The 21807-nt window shown below is 41.7% G+C and carries 16 protein-coding genes and 5 tRNA genes; all 21 read right to left on the reverse strand.

Annotated elements, in window-relative coordinates:
• Positions 1-7 precede the first annotated feature (7 nt).
• Positions 8-4201, reverse strand: a complete 4194-nt coding sequence (rpoC, locus tag F931_RS16745) for a DNA-directed RNA polymerase subunit beta' (RefSeq protein WP_025470394.1) — start codon at positions 4199-4201, stop codon at positions 8-10.
• An 86-nt stretch (positions 4202-4287) separates the two neighbouring features.
• Positions 4288-8376, reverse strand: a complete 4089-nt coding sequence (gene rpoB / locus F931_RS16750) for a DNA-directed RNA polymerase subunit beta (RefSeq protein WP_016142416.1) — start codon at positions 8374-8376, stop codon at positions 4288-4290.
• Positions 8377-8680: 304 nt separating this feature from the next.
• A complete protein-coding gene (rplL, locus tag F931_RS16755; RefSeq protein WP_001229360.1) occupies positions 8681-9052 on the reverse strand; it encodes a 50S ribosomal protein L7/L12 in 372 nt (123 codons plus the stop codon).
• A gap of 42 nt (positions 9053-9094) precedes the next feature.
• Positions 9095-9601 (reverse strand): 50S ribosomal protein L10, encoded by a 507-nt coding sequence (rplJ, locus tag F931_RS16760; RefSeq protein ID WP_016142417.1) that lies wholly within the window; start codon positions 9599-9601, stop codon positions 9095-9097.
• Positions 9602-9912: 311 nt separating this feature from the next.
• Positions 9913-10608 (reverse strand): 50S ribosomal protein L1, encoded by a 696-nt coding sequence (gene rplA / locus F931_RS16765; RefSeq protein WP_005065788.1) that lies wholly within the window; start codon positions 10606-10608, stop codon positions 9913-9915.
• 3 nt (positions 10609-10611) lie between these two features.
• Positions 10612-11040 (reverse strand): 50S ribosomal protein L11, encoded by a 429-nt coding sequence (gene rplK / locus F931_RS16770; RefSeq protein ID WP_001074682.1) that lies wholly within the window; start codon positions 11038-11040, stop codon positions 10612-10614.
• Positions 11041-11149: 109 nt separating this feature from the next.
• The gene (gene nusG, locus F931_RS16775; protein WP_016142418.1) at positions 11150-11683 is read right to left on the reverse strand and encodes a transcription termination/antitermination protein NusG; all 534 of its coding nucleotides are present in this window, start codon (positions 11681-11683) and stop codon (positions 11150-11152) included.
• Positions 11684-11690: 7 nt separating this feature from the next.
• Positions 11691-12131, reverse strand: coding sequence for a preprotein translocase subunit SecE (gene secE / locus F931_RS16780; protein WP_002114837.1), 441 nt, complete (start codon positions 12129-12131; stop codon positions 11691-11693).
• Between the two features lie 75 nt (positions 12132-12206).
• Positions 12207-12282, reverse strand: a tRNA-Trp gene (locus F931_RS16785).
• Positions 12283-12342: 60 nt separating this feature from the next.
• The gene (tuf, locus tag F931_RS16790; RefSeq protein WP_016142009.1) at positions 12343-13533 is read right to left on the reverse strand and encodes an elongation factor Tu; all 1191 of its coding nucleotides are present in this window, start codon (positions 13531-13533) and stop codon (positions 12343-12345) included.
• A 147-nt stretch (positions 13534-13680) separates the two neighbouring features.
• Positions 13681-13755: transfer RNA gene (locus F931_RS16795), tRNA-Thr, on the reverse strand.
• A 13-nt stretch (positions 13756-13768) separates the two neighbouring features.
• Positions 13769-13844 (reverse strand) — tRNA-Gly (locus tag F931_RS16800).
• A gap of 37 nt (positions 13845-13881) precedes the next feature.
• Positions 13882-13965, reverse strand: a tRNA-Tyr gene (locus F931_RS16805).
• Positions 13966-14019: 54 nt separating this feature from the next.
• Positions 14020-14095, reverse strand: a tRNA-Thr gene (locus tag F931_RS16810).
• 98 nt (positions 14096-14193) lie between these two features.
• On the reverse strand, positions 14194-15687 hold the full coding sequence (gene trpE, locus F931_RS16815) for an anthranilate synthase component I (protein ID WP_016142419.1): 1494 nt from the start codon (positions 15685-15687) through the stop codon (positions 14194-14196).
• Positions 15688-15796: 109 nt separating this feature from the next.
• Positions 15797-16465, reverse strand: a complete 669-nt coding sequence (gph, locus tag F931_RS16820) for a phosphoglycolate phosphatase (protein WP_016142420.1) — start codon at positions 16463-16465, stop codon at positions 15797-15799.
• A gap of 65 nt (positions 16466-16530) precedes the next feature.
• Positions 16531-17157, reverse strand: coding sequence for an FHA domain-containing protein (locus F931_RS16825; RefSeq protein WP_016142421.1), 627 nt, complete (start codon positions 17155-17157; stop codon positions 16531-16533).
• A gap of 40 nt (positions 17158-17197) precedes the next feature.
• The gene (gene gspD, locus F931_RS16830; RefSeq protein WP_016142422.1) at positions 17198-19474 is read right to left on the reverse strand and encodes a type II secretion system secretin GspD; all 2277 of its coding nucleotides are present in this window, start codon (positions 19472-19474) and stop codon (positions 17198-17200) included.
• A 41-nt stretch (positions 19475-19515) separates the two neighbouring features.
• Entirely contained in the window at positions 19516-20352 is an 837-nt protein-coding gene (locus F931_RS16835) for a type II secretion system protein N (RefSeq protein WP_016142423.1), read from the reverse strand.
• Complete coding sequence (gene gspN / locus F931_RS16840; protein ID WP_016142424.1) at positions 20352-21095, reverse strand: type II secretion system protein N; 744 nt, start codon at positions 21093-21095, stop codon at positions 20352-20354. Before gspN ends, F931_RS16835 begins: the two co-directional genes overlap by 1 nt.
• 332 nt (positions 21096-21427) lie before the next feature.
• Positions 21428-21754, reverse strand: coding sequence for an H-NS histone family protein (gene hvrA, locus F931_RS16845; protein WP_000801427.1), 327 nt, complete (start codon positions 21752-21754; stop codon positions 21428-21430).
• Positions 21755-21807 lie beyond the last annotated feature (53 nt).

The following is a 21807-nucleotide window of genomic DNA, read 5'->3' on the forward strand; positions in this document are numbered from 1 at the left end:
TTTAAACTTAGAATTGTTCTGAGTTTAATGCTTGGCTGAATGCTTGGTCTACTTCGCTGAAGTCATTATGAAGCTCATGTTCCGCAGCTTCTGCTTCTTGACGACGACGTTCTAAGTGGTATGCAAGACCAGTACCTGCTGGGATCAAGCGACCTACTACAACGTTTTCTTTCAAGCCACGTAAATCATCTTCTTTACCTGTTACAGCCGCTTCAGTTAACACACGAGTTGTTTCCTGGAACGATGCAGCAGAGATGAACGAGTCAGTAGAAAGCGATGCTTTAGTAATACCCATTAATTGACGTTCAAACTTCGCAGGGAATTTGTTCTGAGCCAAGACAGCTTGGTTCTCTTGAACAACGCGGATGTAATCCACTTGCTCGCCTTTAATGAAGCTTGTATCACCGCCATCAGTGATATCAACTTTACGCAACATTTGACGTACGATAACTTCAATGTGCTTATCGTTGATTTTTACACCTTGAAGACGGTAAACGTCTTGAACTTCGTTCACGATGTAGTTGGTTAACGCAACTTCACCTTTCAAACGCAAGATGTCATGTGGGTTTTGTGGACCATCAGAAATAGTCTCACCACGGTTCACATGCTCGCCCTCGAACACGTTGATTTGACGCCATTTTGGAATCAACTCTTCGTAAATCTCAGAACCATCATCAGGAGTAATCACTAAACGGTTTTTACCTTTAGTTTCTTTACCAAAGCTTACAACACCTGATACTTCAGCAAGAATCGCATGTTCTTTTGGCTTACGCGCTTCGAACAAGTCAGCTACACGTGGAAGACCACCGGTAATATCACGAGTACGTGATGTTTCTTGTGGTACACGACCAATAACGTCACCCACACCGATCGTTTCGCCATCACGGACAGTTACGATTGTGTTTTGTGGCAAGAAGTAGAACTGTTCGCCGCCATCTGTTGTATCCAACACGATTGCAGGACGTAAATCTTTACCAGAAGCAGGACGAGCTGTTACAGGCAAGATTTCAACAGTAGTCATACCAGTTGCATCATCAGTTTTCGATGTTGCAGTTACGCCATCAGCGATTTGGCTGAAACGCGCTTTACCGGCAACTTCTGTTACCAATGGATGTGTATGCGGATCCCAAGTCGCTACGATACCGCCAGCTTCTACAGCTTCACCATCTTTCAACAAGATGCTTGCACCGTAAGGAAGTTTATAACGCTCGCGCTCACGACCTAAATCATCGGCAATACCAATTTCACCTGAACGTGAAACTGAAACCAAATGGCCTTTTGCATGTTGTACAGTTTTCACGTTATGGAAACGTACAGTACCTTTGTTACGTACTTGAACACTGTTTGCAGCAGAAGTTCGGCTCGCAGCACCACCAACGTGGAACGTACGCATCGTTAACTGTGTACCTGGCTCACCAATTGATTGTGCAGCCATTACACCTACTGATTCACCTGGGTTCACCAAGTGACCACGTGCAAGGTCACGACCATAACAACGAGCACATACACCGAATGTTGATTCACATGCGATTACAGAACGTACTTTAACTTCATCGACACCAGCTTCTTCAAGCTGAGCTGCGATTTTCTCGTCAATTAACGTACCACGAGGTAATACAACTTCATCATCAGATGCACGACGTACATCTTCAGCAGTTACACGACCTAAAACGCGGTCACGTAATGGCTCGATGACATCACCACCTTGAATGAATGGAGTCATTACTAAACCACCCGCTGTACCACAGTCAGGTTCAGTAATTACCAAGTCTTGTGCTACGTCTACAAGACGACGAGTCAAGTAACCAGAGTTCGCAGTTTTCAATGCTGTATCGGCCAAACCTTTACGCGCACCGTGTGTTGAAATAAAGTACTGAAGTACTGTTAAACCTTCACGGAAGTTCGCTTTAATCGGAGTCTCAATAATCGAGCCATCCGGTTTTGCCATCAATCCACGCATACCAGCAAGCTGACGAATCTGCGCCGCACTACCACGGGCACCAGAGTCAGACATCATATAGATGCTGTTGAATGATTTTTGCTTCTCGTCTTCACCTTGTTTGTTTTTCACAAGTGTATAAGACAAGTTATCCATCATTGCTTTAGCAACTTGGTCGTTTGTACGCGCCCAGATATCGACAACTTTGTTATAACGCTCACCAGCAGTTACGAAACCTTGTTCGAACTGTTGTTCGATTTCACGAACTTCTGTTTCTGCTTTATCGATAATAGTGTGCTTAGTAGGTGGAATGAGCATGTCTTCCATACCTACAGATACACCTGAACGAGTCGCTTGACGGAAGCCCAAGTACATTAACTGGTCAGCAAAGATAACTGTATCTTTCAGACCAAGTTTACGGTAGCAAGAGTTGATCAATTTAGAGATGTTCTTTTTAGTCATCTCAAGGTTGATCATGTCAAAGCTTAAGCCTTGTGGAACAATTTCCCAAAGCAAACAACGACCAGGAGTTGTATCAACAATAATAGTTTCGTGTTCACGTTCACCATTTTCATTGATCACAGTCTGATGTACACGTACTTTAACACGTGCATGGATCGCAACCTGACCAGTAGCAAGCGCACGGTTTACTTCGTGAGTATCCGCAAACACCATGCCTTCACCTTTGGCATTTACAGCATCACGAGTGATGTAGTAAAGACCCAAGACAACGTCCTGAGAAGGAACGATGATCGGCTCACCGTTTGCTGGTGACAAGATGTTGTTTGTTGACATCATCAATGCACGAGCTTCTAACTGTGCTTCAAGTGTCAATGGAACGTGTACCGCCATTTGGTCACCATCGAAGTCGGCGTTAAACGCAGCACAAACGAGTGGGTGAAGACGGATTGCCTTACCTTCAATAAGAATAGGTTCAAATGCTTGAAGACCTAAACGGTGAAGTGTTGGCGCACGGTTCAACATAACTGGATGTTGACGAATTACAGAAGCAAGAACGTCCCAAACTTCCGGAGTCTCACGCTCAACCATTTTCTTCGCAGCTTTAATGGTAGTCGCCTGACCCGAAGCTTGTAGCTTCGCGAAAATGAATGGCTTGAATAATTCAAGTGCCATTTTCTTCGGAAGACCACATTGGTGAAGACGTAAAGTAGGACCTACAGTAATTACCGAACGACCAGAATAGTCAACACGCTTACCTAATAAGTTCTGACGGAAACGACCTTGTTTACCTTTGATCATATCTGCCAAAGATTTTAATGGACGTTTGTTAGAACCAGTAATCGCACGACCACGACGACCGTTATCAAGCAATGCATCTACAGACTCTTGCAACATACGTTTTTCGTTACGTACGATGATATCTGGAGCAGCAAGGTCAAGAAGACGCTTCAAACGGTTGTTACGGTTAATGACACGACGATATAAATCGTTCAAGTCAGAAGTCGCAAAACGACCACCTTCAAGTGGAACTAATGGACGTAAGTCAGGTGGAAGTACAGGAAGTACATTCATCACCATCCATTCTGGCTTGTTGTTTGAATCTTTGAATGCTTCCATCAATTTCAAGCGCTTAGACGCCTTTTTCAACTTCGTTTCAGAAGTTGTTTGAGGGATTTCTTCACGTAAACGTGCAATTTCAGCTTCAAGATCGATATCTTTCAACAAGTCCTGAACCGCTTCTGCACCCATTTTCGCAGTGAATTCATCACCGTGCTCTTCAAGTGCATTGAAGTATTCTTCGTCTGTTAAAAGTTGATACTTTTCAAACGGAGTCATACCAGGATCAGTTACAACGTATGATTCGAAATACAATACACGTTCGATATCACGTAGTGTCATATCAAGTAATAAACCGATACGGCTCGGTAACGATTTTAAGAACCAGATATGTGCAACTGGAGAAGCAAGCTCAATGTGACCCATACGTTCACGACGAACTTTCGCTGTAGTTACTTCAACGCCACATTTTTCACAAATGACGCCTTTGTATTTCATACGCTTGTATTTACCACACAAGCATTCGTAATCTTTTACTGGACCAAAGATTTTGGCACAGAACAAACCGTCACGTTCTGGTTTAAAAGTACGGTAGTTAATTGTCTCAGGTTTTTTAACTTCACCATGAGACCATGACTTAATCATTTCTGGTGACGCAAGACCAATACGGATACGGTCAAACTCAATTGGTGCATGACCATCTGAGTCCGTTTTCTTACGCATGATATCGAGCAAGTCTTTCAATTTTTTTCTCCGTGTGTCGGGAAGCAGCGCTTACCCGACTGGGTCACAAATATTGTTTTTACCTAAAAAATCGTGAGTCTTAAGACTTAATCACCATTTTTCAGTTCAATGTTGATACCTAAAGAACGGATCTCTTTGGTCAATACGTTGAACGATTCAGGCATACCCGGATCCATATAATGGTTACCATCTACAATATTCTTATAGATGCGTGTACGACCTTCAACGTCATCCGACTTAACAGTTAACATCTCTTGGAGAGTATATGCTGCGCCGTAAGCTTCAAGTGCCCAGACCTCCATCTCACCGAAACGCTGACCACCGAATTGTGCTTTACCACCAAGCGGTTGCTGTGTAACAAGAGAGTAAGAACCAGTTGAACGCGCATGCATCTTGTCGTCAACCAAGTGGTTCAATTTGAGCATGTACATGTAACCTACAGTTACAGGACGATCAAACTGTTCACCTGTACGGCCATCATACAATACTGTTTGACCTGTACGTGAAATACCAGCTAACTCAAGTAAGTCTTTAATTTGACTTTCTTCAGCACCATCAAATACAGGAGTAGCTAAAGGCACACCAGCACGCAAGTTGCCTGAAAGTGCTAAGATTTCATCATCAGTTAAGCTATCAAGATCTTCTTGCTCACCACCGACTTTGTTATAAATCTTGTCTAAGAATTCACGCAGTTCTAAAACTGTACGTTGTTCTTTCAACATTTTCTCGATTTTATCACCAAGCCCTTTAGCCGCCATCCCTAAGTGAGTCTCAAGAATCTGACCCACGTTCATACGAGATGGTACACCCAGCGGGTTCAATACGATATCTACCGGCACACCGTTAGCATCGTGTGGCATGTCTTCAACAGGTAGGATGTTAGATACAACACCTTTGTTACCGTGACGACCAGCCATCTTATCACCAGGCTGAATACGACGTTTAACAGCTAAGTAAACTTTAACAACTTTCAATACACCAGTTGTTAATTCATCACCTGTTGCAAGCTTACGTTTCTTCTCAGCGAATTTCTCATCAATTTCTGCGCTCTTTTCTTTTAAGAACACTTGAATTTGAGTTAAACGCTCAGCGATTGCTTCATCTGCTGGTTGGATTTCAAGTAAATCAACAAGCTCTAAACCTGATAACACTTCTTCAACGAGTTTGTCACCACGTTTAGTTGAACCACCGCCATTAGACTCCTGGCCTTTAAGCAAACGAATTACACGCTCACGAGCTGCTTCTTCAAAGATCTTGTATTCTTCTTTCAAGTCTTTACGGTAAGCATCAAGCTGTGCTTTTTCGATAGCTAATGCACGATCATCTTTCTCTAAGCCATCACGAGTGAAGACTTGAACGTCGATAACTGTACCTTTTGTACCAGATGGAACACGTAAAGATGAATCTTTAACATCAGCTGCTTTCTCACCAAAGATTGCGCGAAGCAATTTTTCTTCAGGAGTTAACTGAGTTTCACCTTTAGGGGTTACTTTACCAACAAGAATGTCGCCTGCTGTAACTTCAGCACCGATATAAACGATACCTGATTCATCAAGTTTAGAAAGTGCAGCTTCACCAACGTTAGGAATATCGGCAGTGATTTCTTCTGCACCTAACTTAGTATCACGCGCTACACAAGATAATTCTTGAATATGAATAGAAGTTAAACGGTCTTCTTGAAGTACACGCTCAGATAATAAGATCGAGTCTTCATAGTTGTAACCGTTCCAAGTCATGAACGCAACGCGCATGTTTTGACCAAGCGCAAGCTCGCCCATATCAGTAGACGGACCGTCTGCCAAGATATCACCGCGAGCAACTTTGTCGCCTAAATTCACGATAATATTTTGGTTGATACAAGTGTTCTGGTTAGAACGCGTATATTTAATGAGGTTGTAGATATCTACACCAGCCTCACCAGCAATCATTTCATCTTCGTTTACACGAATAACGATACGAGAAGCATCTACGTATTCAATTGCACCACCACGGTTTGCGATCACACACACACCAGAGTCACGTGCAACGTTCGCTTCCATACCTGTACCTACAAGCGGTTTATCCGCACGTAGAGTAGGAACTGCCTGACGTTGCATGTTTGAACCCATAAGTGCACGGTTCGCGTCATCGTGTTCAAGGAATGGAATAAGTGATGCAGCAACAGATACAACCTGCTGAGCAGAAACGTCCATATGCGTCACTTTTTCTGGTGGCATACGTACGAATTCACCTTGATGACGAACAGAAACAAACTCTTCTGTTAAGTTGCCATCTTTATCTACTGCAGAATCGGCCTGTGCAATAACAGTGCCTACTTCTTCAATCGCAGATAGGTATTCAACTGCATCAGTTACTCGACCATCTACAACTTTGCGGTATGGCGTTTCCAAGAAACCGAAGTCATTTGCTTTTGCATACACAGAAAGCGAGTTGATCAAACCAATGTTTGGACCTTCCGGCGTTTCAATTGGACATACACGACCATAGTGAGTTTGATGTACGTCACGTACCTCAAAGCCCGCACGTTCACGTGTTAAACCACCAGGCCCAAGTGCTGATACACGACGCTTGTGCGTAATCTCAGATAATGGGTTGTTTTGGTCCATGAACTGAGATAACTGGCTTGAACCAAAGAATTCTTTGATTGCAGCTGCAACTGGTTTAGCGTTAATTAAATCTTGCGGAGACAAGTTATCTGTTTCTGCTTGGCTTAAACGCTCTTTAACAGCACGTTCAACACGAACCAAACCAACACGGAATTGGTTCTCAGTCATTTCACCAACAGAACGTACACGACGGTTACCCAAGTGATCGATATCGTCGACTTCACCTTTACCGTTACGGATTTCAACTAATGTACGTAATACATCAATGATATCTTCGTGCGATAAAATACCTTCTACTTCACGTGACTTCTGGTCAGTACCAACTTCGTATGGACGACCCAAACGACGGTTGAACTTCATACGACCTACTGGAGATAAGTCATAACGCTCAGAAGAGAAGAATAAGTTATTGAATAAGTTTTCAGCAGCTTCTTTTGTTGGCGGCTCGCCTGGACGCATTACTTTATAAATTTCAACTAATGCTTCTTCACGGCCAGCTGTTGTATCTGCACGTAATGTGTCAGCAACAAACGAACCACGGTCAATATCGTTCGTAAACAAGATATTGAACTGTTTAACACCACCTTCTGCTAGTTTCACCATAACTTCATGGCTTAACAAAGTATTAGCAGCAATTACTTCACCATCACGTAAAGTAATATTTTCAGCAGTAATACGCTCATATAAGTATTCGTCAGGAACTGAAAGTTTTGTTAAACCAGCAGCTTCCATTTGACGTACGTGACGAGCATTAATACGTTTACCTTGCTCAACAATAACTTTACCGTCATTGTCAGCAATATCAAATTGCGCCATTTCCCCACGTAAACGTTCAGGGACTAGGTCAATCTGGTAACTGCCCATATCAAGATACACAGGTACTTTTTCATAGAACAAATTCAAGATTTGTTCGTTGTTATAACCTAGTGCACGTAATACAACAGTAGCAAGTAATTTACGACGACGGTCAATACGTACGTAAACTAAGTCTTTCGCATCAAATTCGAAGTCTAACCATGAACCACGGTAAGGAATGATACGTGCTGAATACAACACTTTACCACTTGAGTGGGTTTTACCTTTATCGTGATCAAAGAAAACGCCTGGTGAACGATGTAATTGAGATACGATTACACGCTCAGTACCATTAATGACGAATGTACCGTTTTCAGTCATGAGTGGAATTTCACCCATATAGACTTCTTGTTCTCGTACGTCTTTAATTGATTTAGTTTCGCGATCTTTAATAATCAAACGAATTTTAACGCGCATTGGTGCCGCATAAGTCGAACCACGAAGAATACATTCGCGTACATCGAACTCAGGTTTACCAAGGCTATACTCAACAAATTCTAAAGCAGCATTGCCAGAATAACTTTCGATAGGAAAAACTGAACGAAATGCGGCTTGGAGACCGATATCTTCGCGGTTTTTTGGAGTTTTGCCATCTTGCAAGAATGTTCTGTACGAATCGACCTGAATCGATAGTAAGTACGGTGCATCCATTACTTGGGGCAATTTACCAAAATTCTTACGGATCCGTTTCTTTTCGGTATATGAGTATGCCATCTGGAGTCCTCGGAAAGTAAACTAAGCCCGCCTGCAGAACGGGCTCAGAAGGAATTACGCAGGCCGATATGGCCACCACTGTTTACAAATGCTGCAATTTTTAGTGGTATAAAAACGCTTAACAATATTTTTAAAAAAGAAAAATATTGGTAAACATTTGAAATTTCTTGTTTTATTTTGATTTTCTCAAAAATCAAACAAAACTTACAAAAATCGAGCCGATTATTGTAACGCAAAAAGGCTGATGACCCAAGAGCCATCAGCCATTTTATGGAGCCGATTTAAAAACCGACTCCTTTTACAATTACTTAAGTGTAACTGTAGCACCAGCTTCTTCAAGTTTCTTCTTAAGTTCTTCGCCTTCTTCTTTAGAAACGCCTTCTTTAAGAACTTGAGGAGCACCTTCAACTAGGTCTTTAGCTTCTTTAAGACCAAGGCCAGTTGCTTCACGAACTGCTTTAATTACAGCTACTTTGTTAGCACCGAAAGAAGTCAACTCAACGTTGAATTCAGATTGTTCTTCAGCAGCAGCAGCAGCGCCACCAGCTGGAGCAGCAACAGCAACAGCTGCAGCTGAAACGTTGAACTTCTCTTCGAAAGCAGAAATTAATTCAACAAGTTCAAGAACAGTTTTTTCAGCAACTGCGTTTAAGATTTCTTCGTTAGTTAAAGCCATGAGAATAACTCCAAATGGATATTGAATGGTGTGTAAAATTGATTAAGCAGCTTCTGACTCGTTTTTCTCTTTGAGCGCTGTAATAAGGCGACCCAATTTCGAAATAGGAGCTTGAAGGACAGAGGCAAGCATAGTAAGAGCTTTCTCTTGGTTCGGAAGGTTTGCAATTACGCTAACGTCAGCACCTTGATAAACTTTGCCGTCAAATGCAGCAGCTTTTAACTCAAATGCTTTGTTAGTTTTAGCAAATTCTTCGAACAAACGTGCAGCTGCACCCATGTCATCTTCAGAAGTTGAAAAACCTAGAATTGTTGGACCAACAAGGTTGTCGTTCAAGATATTGAATTGAGTATCTTGAAGTGCGCGTTTAGCCAAAGTGTTACGTACAATACGTGTAGAAACACCTAACTTACGAGCTTCAACACGAAGTGTTGTTAATTGCTCTACGCTTAAGCCTTGGTAGTCAGCAACAACGGCTGCAAACGCCTTAGAAGCAACTTCACTTACTTCCGCAACGATCTGTTTTTTGTCTTCAATAAGAAGAGCCATTGTAAAACCTCCTAAGGTGATTTATGTACCCACTGGGCACACTCCCAATTCGTAAGCCTTTCGACTTACACGCGGAGGAGGAACAAATCACACCACCGCGTCTACGCAGGCTGTTTTATTAAGAAAAGTGCTATTCGAAAACAACATCTTTTCGCCTGAGGTCTTTGACGCTGATAAATTCTCATTTATCAATTCAAAGTCCGCCTGATGAGTAAGGGATAAGGCTTTAGCCTCCCCCAACCTAATAAAAAATATTTCTATTTAGGCTCTGTCCTCTATCAGGACTTTAAAATTCTTTACTAAGTCTAAACTTAGTTAGAAACGTTGTTTACATCAACAGTAAGACCAGGACCCATAGTTGAGCTCAAAGTGATCTTTTTGATGTATACACCTTTAGAAGTTGCAGGTTTTAACTTTTTCAAGTCAGCAACTAAGGTTTCAACGTTTTGGCGGATAGCAGCAGCATCAAAGCCTAATTGACCGATCGCAGCATGGATAATACCCGCTTTGTCTACACGGTAACGAGCCTGACCAGATTTAGCGTTTTTAACAGCATTCGCTACATCAGGAGTTACAGTACCAACTTTAGGGTTTGGCATTAAACCACGTGGACCAAGAATTGTACCGAGCTTACCAACAACACGCATAGCGTCAGGAGCAGCGATTACAACATCAAAGTCAAGGTTTCCACCTTGGATGCTTTCAGCAAGGTCATCAAAACCTACAACATCAGCACCAGCTTCTTTAGCAGCTTCTGCTTGAGCGCCTTGAGCAAATACAGCTACACGTACAGTTTTACCAGTACCTGCAGGTAATGTAGTTGCGCCACGAACAACCTGATCAGATTTACGTGGATCTACACCCAAGTTTACAGCTACGTCCAAAGATTCTTTGAACTTTGCAGCAGGTAGGCTGTTAAGAACTTGTACCGCTTCTTCCAAAGTGTAAACTTTGTTTGCTTCAACAGCAGCAGCAATGGCTTTTTGACGTTTAGTTAACTTTGCCATGTCTTATAGCTCCACTTCCAAGCCCATAGAACGTGCAGAACCAGCGATGGTACGAACACGTGCGTCTAAATCAGCACCAGTTAAATCTGGCTCTTTAGTAGTCGCAATTTCTTCTAACTGAGCACGAGTCAACTTACCAACTTTAGTTTTGTTTGGTACAGATGAACCCTTTTGAATACCAGCAGCTTTCTTAAGAAGAATAGAAGCTGGAGGAGTTTTCATGATGAATGTGAACGACTTGTCGTTGTACACAGTAATCACTACAGGAATTGGAAGACCTGGTTCAACTTTTTGTGTAGCAGCATTGAATTCTTTACAGAATGCCATGATGTTTACACCACGTTGACCTAACGCAGGACCAATTGGTGGAGATGGATTTGCTTTACCAGCTGGAACTTGCAGCTTGATATAGCCGTCAATCTTCTTAGCCATTTTAAAATACCTCTGGGTACAAACGCCGCTAGGCTCCCCAATCTTTACGCAACACTACTGTTACAACAACAATGCCCGATAAAATCGGGCGCTTTTCAACCAATTAAGATTAAATCGTTTTTTCGACTTGGCGAAATTCGAGTTCAACCTGAGTTGGTCGATTAAATACATTAATCGTCAACGTTAAACGTGACTTATCGTATTGAACTTCTTCCACCACACCTTTAAAGTCTGTGAATGGACCGTCAATAACAAGTAATTCTTCACCTGGCTCAAACATCGTTTTAGGACGTGGTGCTTCACCAGTATTACGTACACGCGCAAGAATCGCATCTGCTTCACGCTGAGTGATTGGTGCTGGTTTTTCAGGTGTACCACCGATAAAACCTAGAACCTTTGGACATTCTTTAACAATATGCCAAGTATCATCATTCATTTCCATTTCGACTAACACATAGCCAGGAAAGAATTTACGCTCAGATTTACGTTTCTTACCATCCTTCATTTCTACCACTTCTTCGGTAGGAACAAGGACATCACCAAAGCTATCAGCAACAGCGCTACGCTGGATTCGTTCTGTAAGTGAACGCAACACTTGTTTTTCATAGCCAGAGTAGGCATGAATAATGTACCAACGTTTCATAGCTCTTTTACCCGATAATCAACTTAATTAACCAACCCAAACCATAGTCAAAGCACCATAAAACCAGTGATGCCACAACTACAACCAATAGAACCTGCCACGAAGTAGTGACTGTTTCTTGTTTTGTTGGCCAAGTTACTCGACGCAATTCGACTCGTGCATCTTTTAGCAAACGAACGAAGCCTTTACCTTGATGGGTGGCGTATAATAAACCTAAAGCCACAACGATACAAGCAAAAATTGCCCCAACGCGCACCCAAACATTATTTGCAGGCGCCCAATACGCTGGTAAGTGCTGATTCACCATGGTAGCTAAAAGCAACAATGCTATTGCAATCACCCATAGAACAATGTCTAGAGGCGAACCAGAACGAACAACTTCAGCAGAATTATTTCTTTGAGGAATTGGCGCGTCGCTCAATGCGTCACGCGATTTATCATTCGACATTTTTGTACTCGTCGTAGAACTCGCGACTTATTATATGAACAACTAAGCCAGCATCAAGCTTTTTATTTCAAAATATGGCAGGTCAGGAGGGACTCGAACCCCCAACATTCGGTTTTGGAGACCGACGCTCTACCAATTGAACTACTGACCTATAATGCAAGTTGAGAGCCAAAGCCCTCAACCTGAGACGTAATCCGTCACTATAATATGCTTATGCAGTTACTTTCGCAACAACACCAGCACCTACAGTACGACCACCTTCACGGATCGCAAAACGTAGACCTGGGTCCATTGCGATTGGGTGGATTAATTCTACTGACATTTCAACGTTGTCACCTGGCATAACCATTTCAACGCCGTCTTGTAATTGGATTGCACCAGTTACGTCAGTTGTACGGAAGTAGAACTGTGGACGGTAACCATTTAAGAATGGAGTGTGACGACCACCTTCTTCTTTAGAAAGTACGTATACTTCTGCGTCAAATTTAGTGTGCGGCTTGATTGTACCTGGTTTAGCAAGTACTTGACCACGTTGTACGTCTTCACGCTTAGTACCACGAAGTAAGATACCACAGTTCTCACCTGCACGGCCTTCGTCAAGAAGTTTACGGAACATTTCTACGCCAGTTACAGTTGTTTTAACTGTATCTTTAATACCAACGATCTCTACTTCTTCACCAACTTTAACGATACCAGCTTCTACACGGCCTGTTACTACAGTACCACGACCAGAAATTGAGAATACGTCTTCGATTGGCATTAAGAATGCTTTGTCGATAGCACGTTCTGGTTCTGGGATGTAAGAGTCAAGCGCTTCAACAAGAGCAAGAACTGAAGGCTCGCCATATTGACCAGCATCGCCTTCCAACGCTTTAAGCGCAGAACCACGGATAACTGGAGTGTCATCACCTGGGAAGTCATAAGTAGAAAGAAGTTCACGAACTTCCATTTCTACTAATTCAAGTAATTCTTCATCATCAACAAGGTCACACTTGTTCAAGAATACGATGATGTAAGGTACACCAACCTGACGAGAAAGAAGGATGTGTTCACGAGTTTGTGGCATTGGACCGTCAGTCGCAGCACACACAAGGATCGCGCCGTCCATCTGAGCAGCACCAGTAATCATGTTTTTAACGTAATCGGCGTGGCCCGGGCAGTCAACGTGCGCGTAGTGACGAATTGGAGAATCGTATTCTACGTGTGAAGTATTAATTGTAATACCACGTGCTTTTTCTTCAGGTGCTGAGTCGATTTGTGAGTAATCTTTCGCTTCACCGCCGTAAGTTTTTGCACAAATAGTTGCAATCGCAGCAGTTAAAGTTGTTTTACCATGGTCAACGTGACCGATTGTGCCCACGTTTACGTGTGGCTTATTACGTTCAAACTTAGCCTTAGCCATGTTTATAGTCCTCGTTTACGTCGAACACAATTCTGAGCAAAAACCCAGCATCGACATATCGCCAAAAAAATCAAACACCCAATACTTGAAAAGCAGACTAATAAGCCTGCTTTTTAAATCTTTGTAGAAAATCTACTAAACTGTATCTGGAGCTCTTATCGAGATTTGAACTCGAGACCTCTCCCTTACCAAGGGAGTGCTCTACCACTGAGCTATAAGAGCGATTATCCTTCGATGGAGCGGGAGACGAGGATCGAACTCGCGACATGCAGCTTGGAAGGCTGCCGCTCTACCAACTGAGCTACTCCCGCACTGTGTTGGTATATATACCACTTCAATCGAAGTTAATGGTGGTGAGAGAAGGATTCGAACCTTCGAAACTTTCGTAGCGGAGTTACAGTCCGCCCCCTTTGACCGCTCGGGAATCTCACCATATCACACTTATTTCAGTGTTGTTCTTTACTTCACAACTACACACCTTTAAGATGGTGCCGGCACACGGATTCGAACTGTGGACCTACTGATTACAAGTCAGTTGCTCTACCAACTGAGCTATGCCGGCTCTTCTTAGTGTTTCGTACGTTTCGTATCGGAACGGTGTGCAGTTTAGCAAAACTTCCAAACGATGCAAGCAGTTTTTTTAAAAAAACCGCTAAAAACTCATAAAATCAATCCGTTTGATGATAATTCAACCGCTTTGATCACTGCGCGAGCTTTTATTTGGGTTTCATTCCATTCAGATTCAGGATTTGAGTCCGCAACCAGACCCGCTCCAGCCTGTACATAGACCTTTTTATCTCGGATAACACAAGTACGGATTGCAATCGACATATCCATTTCACCGTGCCAACCTAAATATCCTACTGCCCCACCAAAGACACCTCTTTTTACAGGCTCAACTTCATCAATAATTTCCATTGCACGAATTTTTGGTGCACCTGACAAAGTACCCGCAGGGAAAGTCGCCTTAAATACATCTAGCGCATCAATATCATCACGAACTTCACCTTGTACATTTGAAACAATGTGCATGACATGCGAATAGCGCTCAATCACCATTTGATCAGTCACTTGGACCTTTCCAATTTTGGACACTCGCCCGACATCATTTCGACCAAGGTCAATCAGCATTAAATGCTCTGCGATTTCTTTTTCATCAGAAAGTAAGTCTTTTTCTAAAGCAATATCTTCTTCTTTAGTTTTTCCACGAGGTCTGGTACCTGCAAGCGGACGTACTGTCGCAATACCATTTTCAAGGCGAGAAAGAATTTCTGGTGATGACCCTACAATATGAAATGGCTTTTTATCTGTAATGGTTTGTCCTTGTACCAAAAATAAATAAGGAGAAGGATTTAAATGACGCAAAGCACGATAGACCTGTAAAGCTTCACCATCAAAATCAGAAACCATACGCTGGCCTGGCACAACCTGCATCACATCACCCGCACGGATGTATTCTTTAACCTTTTCTATGGTCTCAAGGAATTTTTCTTTACCGGTAATTGATTCAAAATGTGGAGGTGTATGTGGCTTAGCTTGCAAACTTACTGGTGTAGCCAACAATTGCTCTAACTGATCTAACTTTTCTTGAGCATCTTCATAGGCATTTGGCTGGGTAGTGTCGGCATGAACAATTAAGAATAAAGTATCTTTAAGATTGTCAAAGACAACAACCGTCTTCGATAGCATCAACCATAAATCTGGCAATGTAATTGGATCAGCCGCTGGGACATTTTTTAAACGTGGTTCTATGTAGCGAACCGCATCATAGCCCAAATACCCCACTAATCCGCCCGTAAAGCTCGGTAAGTTTGGCAACAGTTCAGCAGAAGGCACTTTAAACTGCTTCTGGAATTCACGAATATATTGAAATGGATCTTGGCAATCTTGTTGTGTGATTGAGCCATCAGCGTGCTGTATAGATAGAATACCAGCATTACATGAGAACACCGTCGACTCGCCTAATCCAATCATAGAATAGCGCGCCCAATTTTCACCGCCTTCGACGGACTCAAATAAATAAGCCTGTGTCTGGTCTTTAAAACGAGCAAAAACAGATAAAGGAGTTTCTGTGTCTGCTAAGCGTTGGCGATAGACTGGAATCGTGTTGTAGCCTGAAGCCTTAAGTTGTTCAAATTGCGCTAATGTAGTCATGAATTCTTCTCTAATATGGTTTCGATTTAAAAGGGTGTTTTTCTAGATTCGATTTAGACACGCCATCGAAAAACCATACGCTTATTCATGCTGATCTCCATTTCATTCATTAGATAATTAACTCAGCCAAACTATCAACAACTTGCTGAGGTTGGCAATCATAGATATTTTCTCCATGATTATAGCCATAGCTAACTACAATACAATCAATTCCCGCGCGACGCGCAGCCTCAATATCATTACTTGAATCACCAATCATTAATGATTGCGAAGCAGATATTTTTAGGCTTTGCATACAATGTAATAATGGCAATGGATGAGGCTTTCTCTCAGGTAAGCTATCCCCACCAAGTACGACTTGGAAATATGGAGAGAGCTCCAAAGCATCAAGCAACCCTTGGGCAAGTTGTACAGGCTTATTGGTAACGCAAGCCATTTGTATATTTAAAGTTTTACAATGTTTTAAAAACTCGGTTACCCCAGGGTAAATTTGAGTATTTACACAAAGCTCTACACTATATATATCAATAAACTTCTGTAATAAAACTTTATGTTGTTCAGGATCTAATTTTCCAAAAATATGAATTAGAACGCTTTCACAGAGTTTTGAAGCTCCTTTGCCTACCCATTCTCGTATTTGGGCTTCTGTTACCTTTGGCCAACTTAGTACCTCTAAACTTAAATTCATCGCCCGATACAAATCAGCAGCAGAATCAACTAACGTTCCATCTAGATCAAATAAAATTAAATCACGCTTACTTAGTTGTGCAACAGACATCTTTTTCTACTCAAAATTAAAAAGGCATGCGTTTAGCATGCCTTGATTGTAAAAGCAGCAATGGATTATTTAAAGAACAACCATGCTAATACAGCTAAAATTACTAAAATAATAATTGTGATTAAACCAACGGATGCATTCTTCTGTTGCTCTTTTTCTTCTGCAACACGAGAAACTGGCTCATCAAAAGCAATAGGCGTTTGCTGTTGTGCATTGACATCCACACCTTCTGGAATAGGTGCAGGTTTTGGTATAGAAATATTCTGCGGCATACCATCGCGACGAACTTCGACTTCTGCAGCGCGCTCTGCAAGGCTTGGCATTCCTTGATCGCTTAAATCTGGAGATGATGTTGTATTTACAGGCTCGGCTTCAATTTCAGGCAATTCCGTGATTGTCTGTGCAGGTGCTAGTACAGAAAATTTAAAACTAGCGAACTGAACAATATCACCATCATGTAGCTGCTTTTCTTGCTCAATACGAATATCGTTTACAAATGTGCCATTCGATGAATTAAGGTCTTGCACCCATAGCGCCTGATCTTTTAAAAGCAATGCCGCGTGGCGACGTGAAATTTCAGCAGCTTGTAACAACACATCAGCATCTTGATGACGCCCTACCAACATATCACGATCAACACTAATTTCTTGGCCTGTAATTTCACCAGTAATTGCTTGTAGTTTCCAAGTCATACGTATGTCCCATTCATTTTTTATTAATCATAACATGCTACTACTGTGCTGTGCTTGGGCGCAGTGTCGTTGTTGTTACTGTATTTTTAGTACGATTAATTTCAGGGTCAGGCAACTGCAAGGTTTGCTTTTGAACCGCTGGCTCTACTGTTACAGGTGTGGTTACTGTCGAAGTTTTCCCACCCGACGGGACCTGTTGATAGTTTTTCGGTTGAGAAGCAATACTAGGTGGTGTCATTTTCTGATTATAGACATCCTCAACCTGTTCAGGCAGTTTTGCAAAATTACCATTTTTATCCATAGCTAATTGCAAGCTATAAAGTTGACTATAGCGCTGCTGAGATAAGCGACGCACATCATTTGCATCACCCACAATTGTTGGGTGGATAAAAACAAGAAGGTTACGTTTTACATTGCTTCTATTATCTGATCGGAACAATCGCCCCACATAGGGGATACTGCTCAACCCAGGTATGCCTTGTCTTGAAAGTGACGTATCATCTGACACCAAACCACCAAGCACTACTGTCTGGCCATGTTCAGCCAAAACAGCAGTTTTAATAGCACGTTTACTTGTCACCAAGTCAGCTGCTTGTCCACGACTGTCTTGAACAGCAGAGACTTCTTGTTCTACTTCCAGACGAACTGTACCGCCTTCACCGATATGTGGAACAACTTTTAATGTCACACCCACATCTTTTCGCTCAACAGTTGTATAGGGATTAATACCTGTACTATTGGTAGTAACCGATCCCGTTACAAAGGGAACGTTCTGGCCGACAACAATATACGCTTCTTCATTATCCATAGTCACAATGGATGGCGTCGAAAGTAAATTTGATTTGGTATTCGTTTTAAGCGCTTGAATTAATGCACCATAAGCCTTACGGGAATTCTCAAAATTACCCAGCGCCAAAGTTGCCCCATTACCTTTATTAGCACCACCAGCGATAGCAGACGCAGCCCCAGCTGAACCACCCGATAAATAACCAGCAGCAATAGAGGATAAACTAGCACCTACATTACTAAAGCTAAGTAAACCAATCCCGCTAGATAAGTCACCTAGCGCCCATTGAATACCAAGTTGATCTGCATCATCTCCTGATACTTCAATAATCGCAGCTTCAATCAGGACTTGCTGACGGCGAACATCGAGCTGCTGAATAGCAGATTCAATTTCACGCATTAATTGAGGGTCTGCCTTAACCACTAACGAGTTTTGGGCATTATCCGCAATAATGCTCACACCATTTTGGCTAAAGCTAGAGATACTGTTTTGATTACTATTATTTGAATTACCATTTAGATTAATAGATGGCGTAGAAATTGAGCTACTATTTGAACCAGAGGTATTTGAACTGGAATTCTGGTTATTACCCATCAAATTATTGATCGGATTCGATGTATTAGAGGAACTGTTATTACTATTTGATGAAGAAACAGCCTGCCCTGTCACAAGACCTTGTAAAATCTCAGATAAGTTTTTTGCACTTGCATATTTCAAGCGAAAAACTTTTAAGCCACCCAAACGGTCTGCCGAAGGCACATCCAGCATTTCGATCATGTGGCGAATACGCTTCCGCGTTTCAGGATCGCCCTTTACTAAAATACGATTGGTTCGGTTGTCTGCAATAATACGGATACGTGCACCATTAAAATCTTTAGATGCTCCCGTAGCACTCATCGCCTCAAGTTGAGTAATGATTTCTTCAGCTTGACTCGATTGAAGGTTTATTGCCTCAATATCATTCTGTCCAGTGCCATCTAGATTACGAATAATATTTTCAAGTTGATAAATATTGGCCGCACGGTCCGAAACAATCAGCGCATTAGTCCCTGCAATCGCAGCCATATGCGCAAATTGTGGCATTAATGGACGAAGTGCTGGAATTAAGTCGTTCGGATTAGTATTTTCAAGCCAAATAACGCGGGTAACAATCTGATCCCCACGCAATTTATTTCGGGAGTCGTAAGGAATTCCCGAGTTCTTAACATTGCTATCAGGTACTAATTTAATGGTGTTACCTGAAGGAATTGCCACCACTCCATTTACGTTTAAGACCCCAAGAAACAGATCGTAAACTTCATTTTTATTGAGGGGCTTATTCGATATTACTGTGACGTTGCCACGCACTCGTGGATCTACTGCAAAGTTTTTACCCGTAATGTCCGCTACTTCATTAATAAATGCAGTTAAGTCAGCATCACGTAAATTGATCTTCCATGTTTGGGCATAGACACTGCTGCTCACTGTCGCAATCAATGGGGCTGCTGCAAGTAATGCCCAAAGTGGACGTTGATGATTCAATAAAGCCATAACTTGCGATAATTCCTAACTCTTATGGTGACGTGTTATCACTAAAAATTTTGTTGTATGGTCATCACTTGATCACCACGTTTTATTTCTATTTTCACTTGTCCAGCTCGACGAGCCTGCTCAAGTAACTGCACATCCGTTTGTCCCTGCCCAATCGTTTGACCGTTTAAAGAAACAATCCGATCACCCGGCCTTAAACCTAACTTATTTCGAAGCGCAGTGGGTGTACGTTCTGTAACTTCAAAACCTTCACTGGAGTTCCCACTAACCCCCATGTCACGCAGATATTGTTCACGGTTGCCTTGCATTTGCTGAATAGCTTGCCCCAATGCCTCTTGAGCCGTATTAACAGGTGTTGAGGGCTGAGGCGCAGTAGCAGCAGGTTGTGAAGCATCTGGTGTCATAGGCTGATACAAACCATTTGGCAAACCTTTAAATTGGAGTTCACGCGTGCTTCCATTACCTTGACGCAATATCACGTGATCCCAATAAACTTCTGCCAACTGATAAGATGTAGAGCCTATTGTTTCTCCCACCCGATACCGGTCAGCAGTATTATCCAGCTTAATAACAGCCGAGGAAAAACGGTTCGGATAACCGAGCATCACACCTTGCAATTCTAGGTTGACATTTTCCTGAGCTGCATTGGCTGAAGGTTCATTAAAAAGCGAAAAAGTACTAATGTTAGGAATTTGCGGTTGCTGTGACCCCAACTCCACTCTATCAAACTGCATCATTTGAGGAGGAGCAATCACCCACCAAAATAATGAAGCTAACTTCCAACACAACCATAAAATCAAAAAGGCAAATACAACTACACTTAACCGGTCTAATTTTTGCCATTGTAGTTGTTGTAATTTCTCAATCCATACTTTCATTAGTTCCCCCCTTGTATTAAGGGTTGACGAGAACTAATGACAAACGTATCTAAACCAGCTTTTCCATCATAAGATGGGATATTAAGTAATAATCTTTGTGTGAGTTGCACATCAAGCATCATGTTGGCATCTAATAAAAGATTCGCCATTTTTTGACTGCGTTGATCACGTATATCAACTTGCAACTGTCCATTTTGATCCGTTAATTGCCCATTCAAAGAAGGCATATTCATACGGTCCTGACGATCACCAATATTATAAATTAAAGCACCACCACCCCAATGCAATTGGCCATCAACTGCGGCGAACCCCTGCTCTTTTTTATAATTAAACTCAATATCTTTAAGCTGAATACTGTTCGTAGGCCATTGCCAATTTACAATTTGTTTTAATGTTTCAGGCGCAACCTGACCATTCATAGTCTTTACAATTACTTTTTTCCCCACACCATAACCCATTACCCCAGATAATTGGGTATTTCCACTATGGATATCTACGTCAGCAGCGAACCGTAATAAAAATAGGTCTAGAGGTCTAGTTTTCCAATGAATCGAGCCTCTCAACGTACCACGCCGCCAATCTGCTTGGCCTTGCCAGATATTTCCGCTTACATTGTGTAGAGTTTGATTATTCTTTGAAAATTTAGAAATAAGCCACGTCGCTGGGATCTGTAAAATAATAAAAATTAAAAATGCAATGAGGGCAAAAAACCACCACTTCCATTGCTTAGACTTTTTCTTCATTCAGCCTTACCAACATGCAAATTATCGTCCTTATTTTGAGAGTAGCTCCCTAGTCTGACATTATGCATACTTTTTCAACATCGCCAATTCACTTCATATAAAAAAACCAAGCAATCAGGCTTGGCTTCGATATTAAGACTATAAGTTGAACGTATGACAAAATCATGAAAACTTGACACTCAATGAACTAAATGCACATTTGATCTCAACAATTCATTTAAAGAAGAATTTAAGCACTCATTTTAAAATAATATTTACAGCAAAATTTTGAGATATTTTTATAAATAAAAAAGCCAAGCAAATTTGCTTGGCTTTTTAAATCGGCACTACGATTAGATTAAGAAATCTTCTAGTTTTGCGCCTTTTTCAATTTCAGCAACTAACCAGCGTGGTTGTTTACCGCGACCAGTCCAAGTCTCTTCAGCATTGTTTTTGTTACGGTAACGAGGCTCAACAGATTTACGAGTTGTTTTCTTACGTTTTTGAGCACCAAACTCAAGAAGTTGTTCAACACTGAAACCTACATTTTCAGCAATCTCGATAATTTGATTATAAGCATCTTCGATTGCTTGATCTTTTTTACTTGCAATTAAAGCTTCTGCTTCTTCTTGTAAGCGTTTTAACTCTTCAACAGATAATTCACTGATATCCGGCTTCATTAATAAATACTCCAGTCTTACAGACAATTCAAAATAATACAGACAAAATTTAA

This window comes from Acinetobacter pittii ANC 4050 (assembly GCF_000399685.1).
Lineage (GTDB): Bacteria > Pseudomonadota > Gammaproteobacteria > Pseudomonadales > Moraxellaceae > Acinetobacter > Acinetobacter pittii_E.

Bases quoted from the DNA above. Each gene is read 5' to 3' on its own strand.
- rpoB (WP_016142416.1), bottom strand. From the start codon at position 8,376: ATGGCATACTCATATACCGAAAAGAAACGGATCCGTAAGAATTTTGGT.
- rplL (WP_001229360.1), bottom strand. From the start codon at position 9,052: ATGGCTTTAACTAACGAAGAAATCTTAAACGCAGTTGCTGAAAAAACT.
- rplJ (WP_016142417.1), bottom strand. From the start codon at position 9,601: ATGGCTCTTCTTATTGAAGACAAAAAACAGATCGTTGCGGAAGTAAGT.
- rplA (WP_005065788.1), bottom strand. From the start codon at position 10,608: ATGGCAAAGTTAACTAAACGTCAAAAAGCCATTGCTGCTGCTGTTGAA.
- rplK (WP_001074682.1), bottom strand. From the start codon at position 11,040: ATGGCTAAGAAGATTGACGGCTATATCAAGCTGCAAGTTCCAGCTGGT.
- nusG (WP_016142418.1), bottom strand. From the start codon at position 11,683: ATGAAACGTTGGTACATTATTCATGCCTACTCTGGCTATGAAAAACAA.
- secE (WP_002114837.1), bottom strand. From the start codon at position 12,131: ATGTCGAATGATAAATCGCGTGACGCATTGAGCGACGCGCCAATTCCT.
- tuf (WP_016142009.1), bottom strand. From the start codon at position 13,533: ATGGCTAAGGCTAAGTTTGAACGTAATAAGCCACACGTAAACGTGGGC.
- trpE (WP_016142419.1), bottom strand. From the start codon at position 15,687: ATGACTACATTAGCGCAATTTGAACAACTTAAGGCTTCAGGCTACAAC.
- gph (WP_016142420.1), bottom strand. From the start codon at position 16,465: ATGTCTGTTGCACAACTAAGTAAGCGTGATTTAATTTTATTTGATCTA.
- F931_RS16825 (WP_016142421.1), bottom strand. From the start codon at position 17,157: ATGACTTGGAAACTACAAGCAATTACTGGTGAAATTACAGGCCAAGAA.
- gspD (WP_016142422.1), bottom strand. From the start codon at position 19,474: ATGGCTTTATTGAATCATCAACGTCCACTTTGGGCATTACTTGCAGCA.
- F931_RS16835 (WP_016142423.1), bottom strand. From the start codon at position 20,352: ATGAAAGTATGGATTGAGAAATTACAACAACTACAATGGCAAAAATTA.
- gspN (WP_016142424.1), bottom strand. From the start codon at position 21,095: ATGAAGAAAAAGTCTAAGCAATGGAAGTGGTGGTTTTTTGCCCTCATT.
- hvrA (WP_000801427.1), bottom strand. From the start codon at position 21,754: ATGAAGCCGGATATCAGTGAATTATCTGTTGAAGAGTTAAAACGCTTA.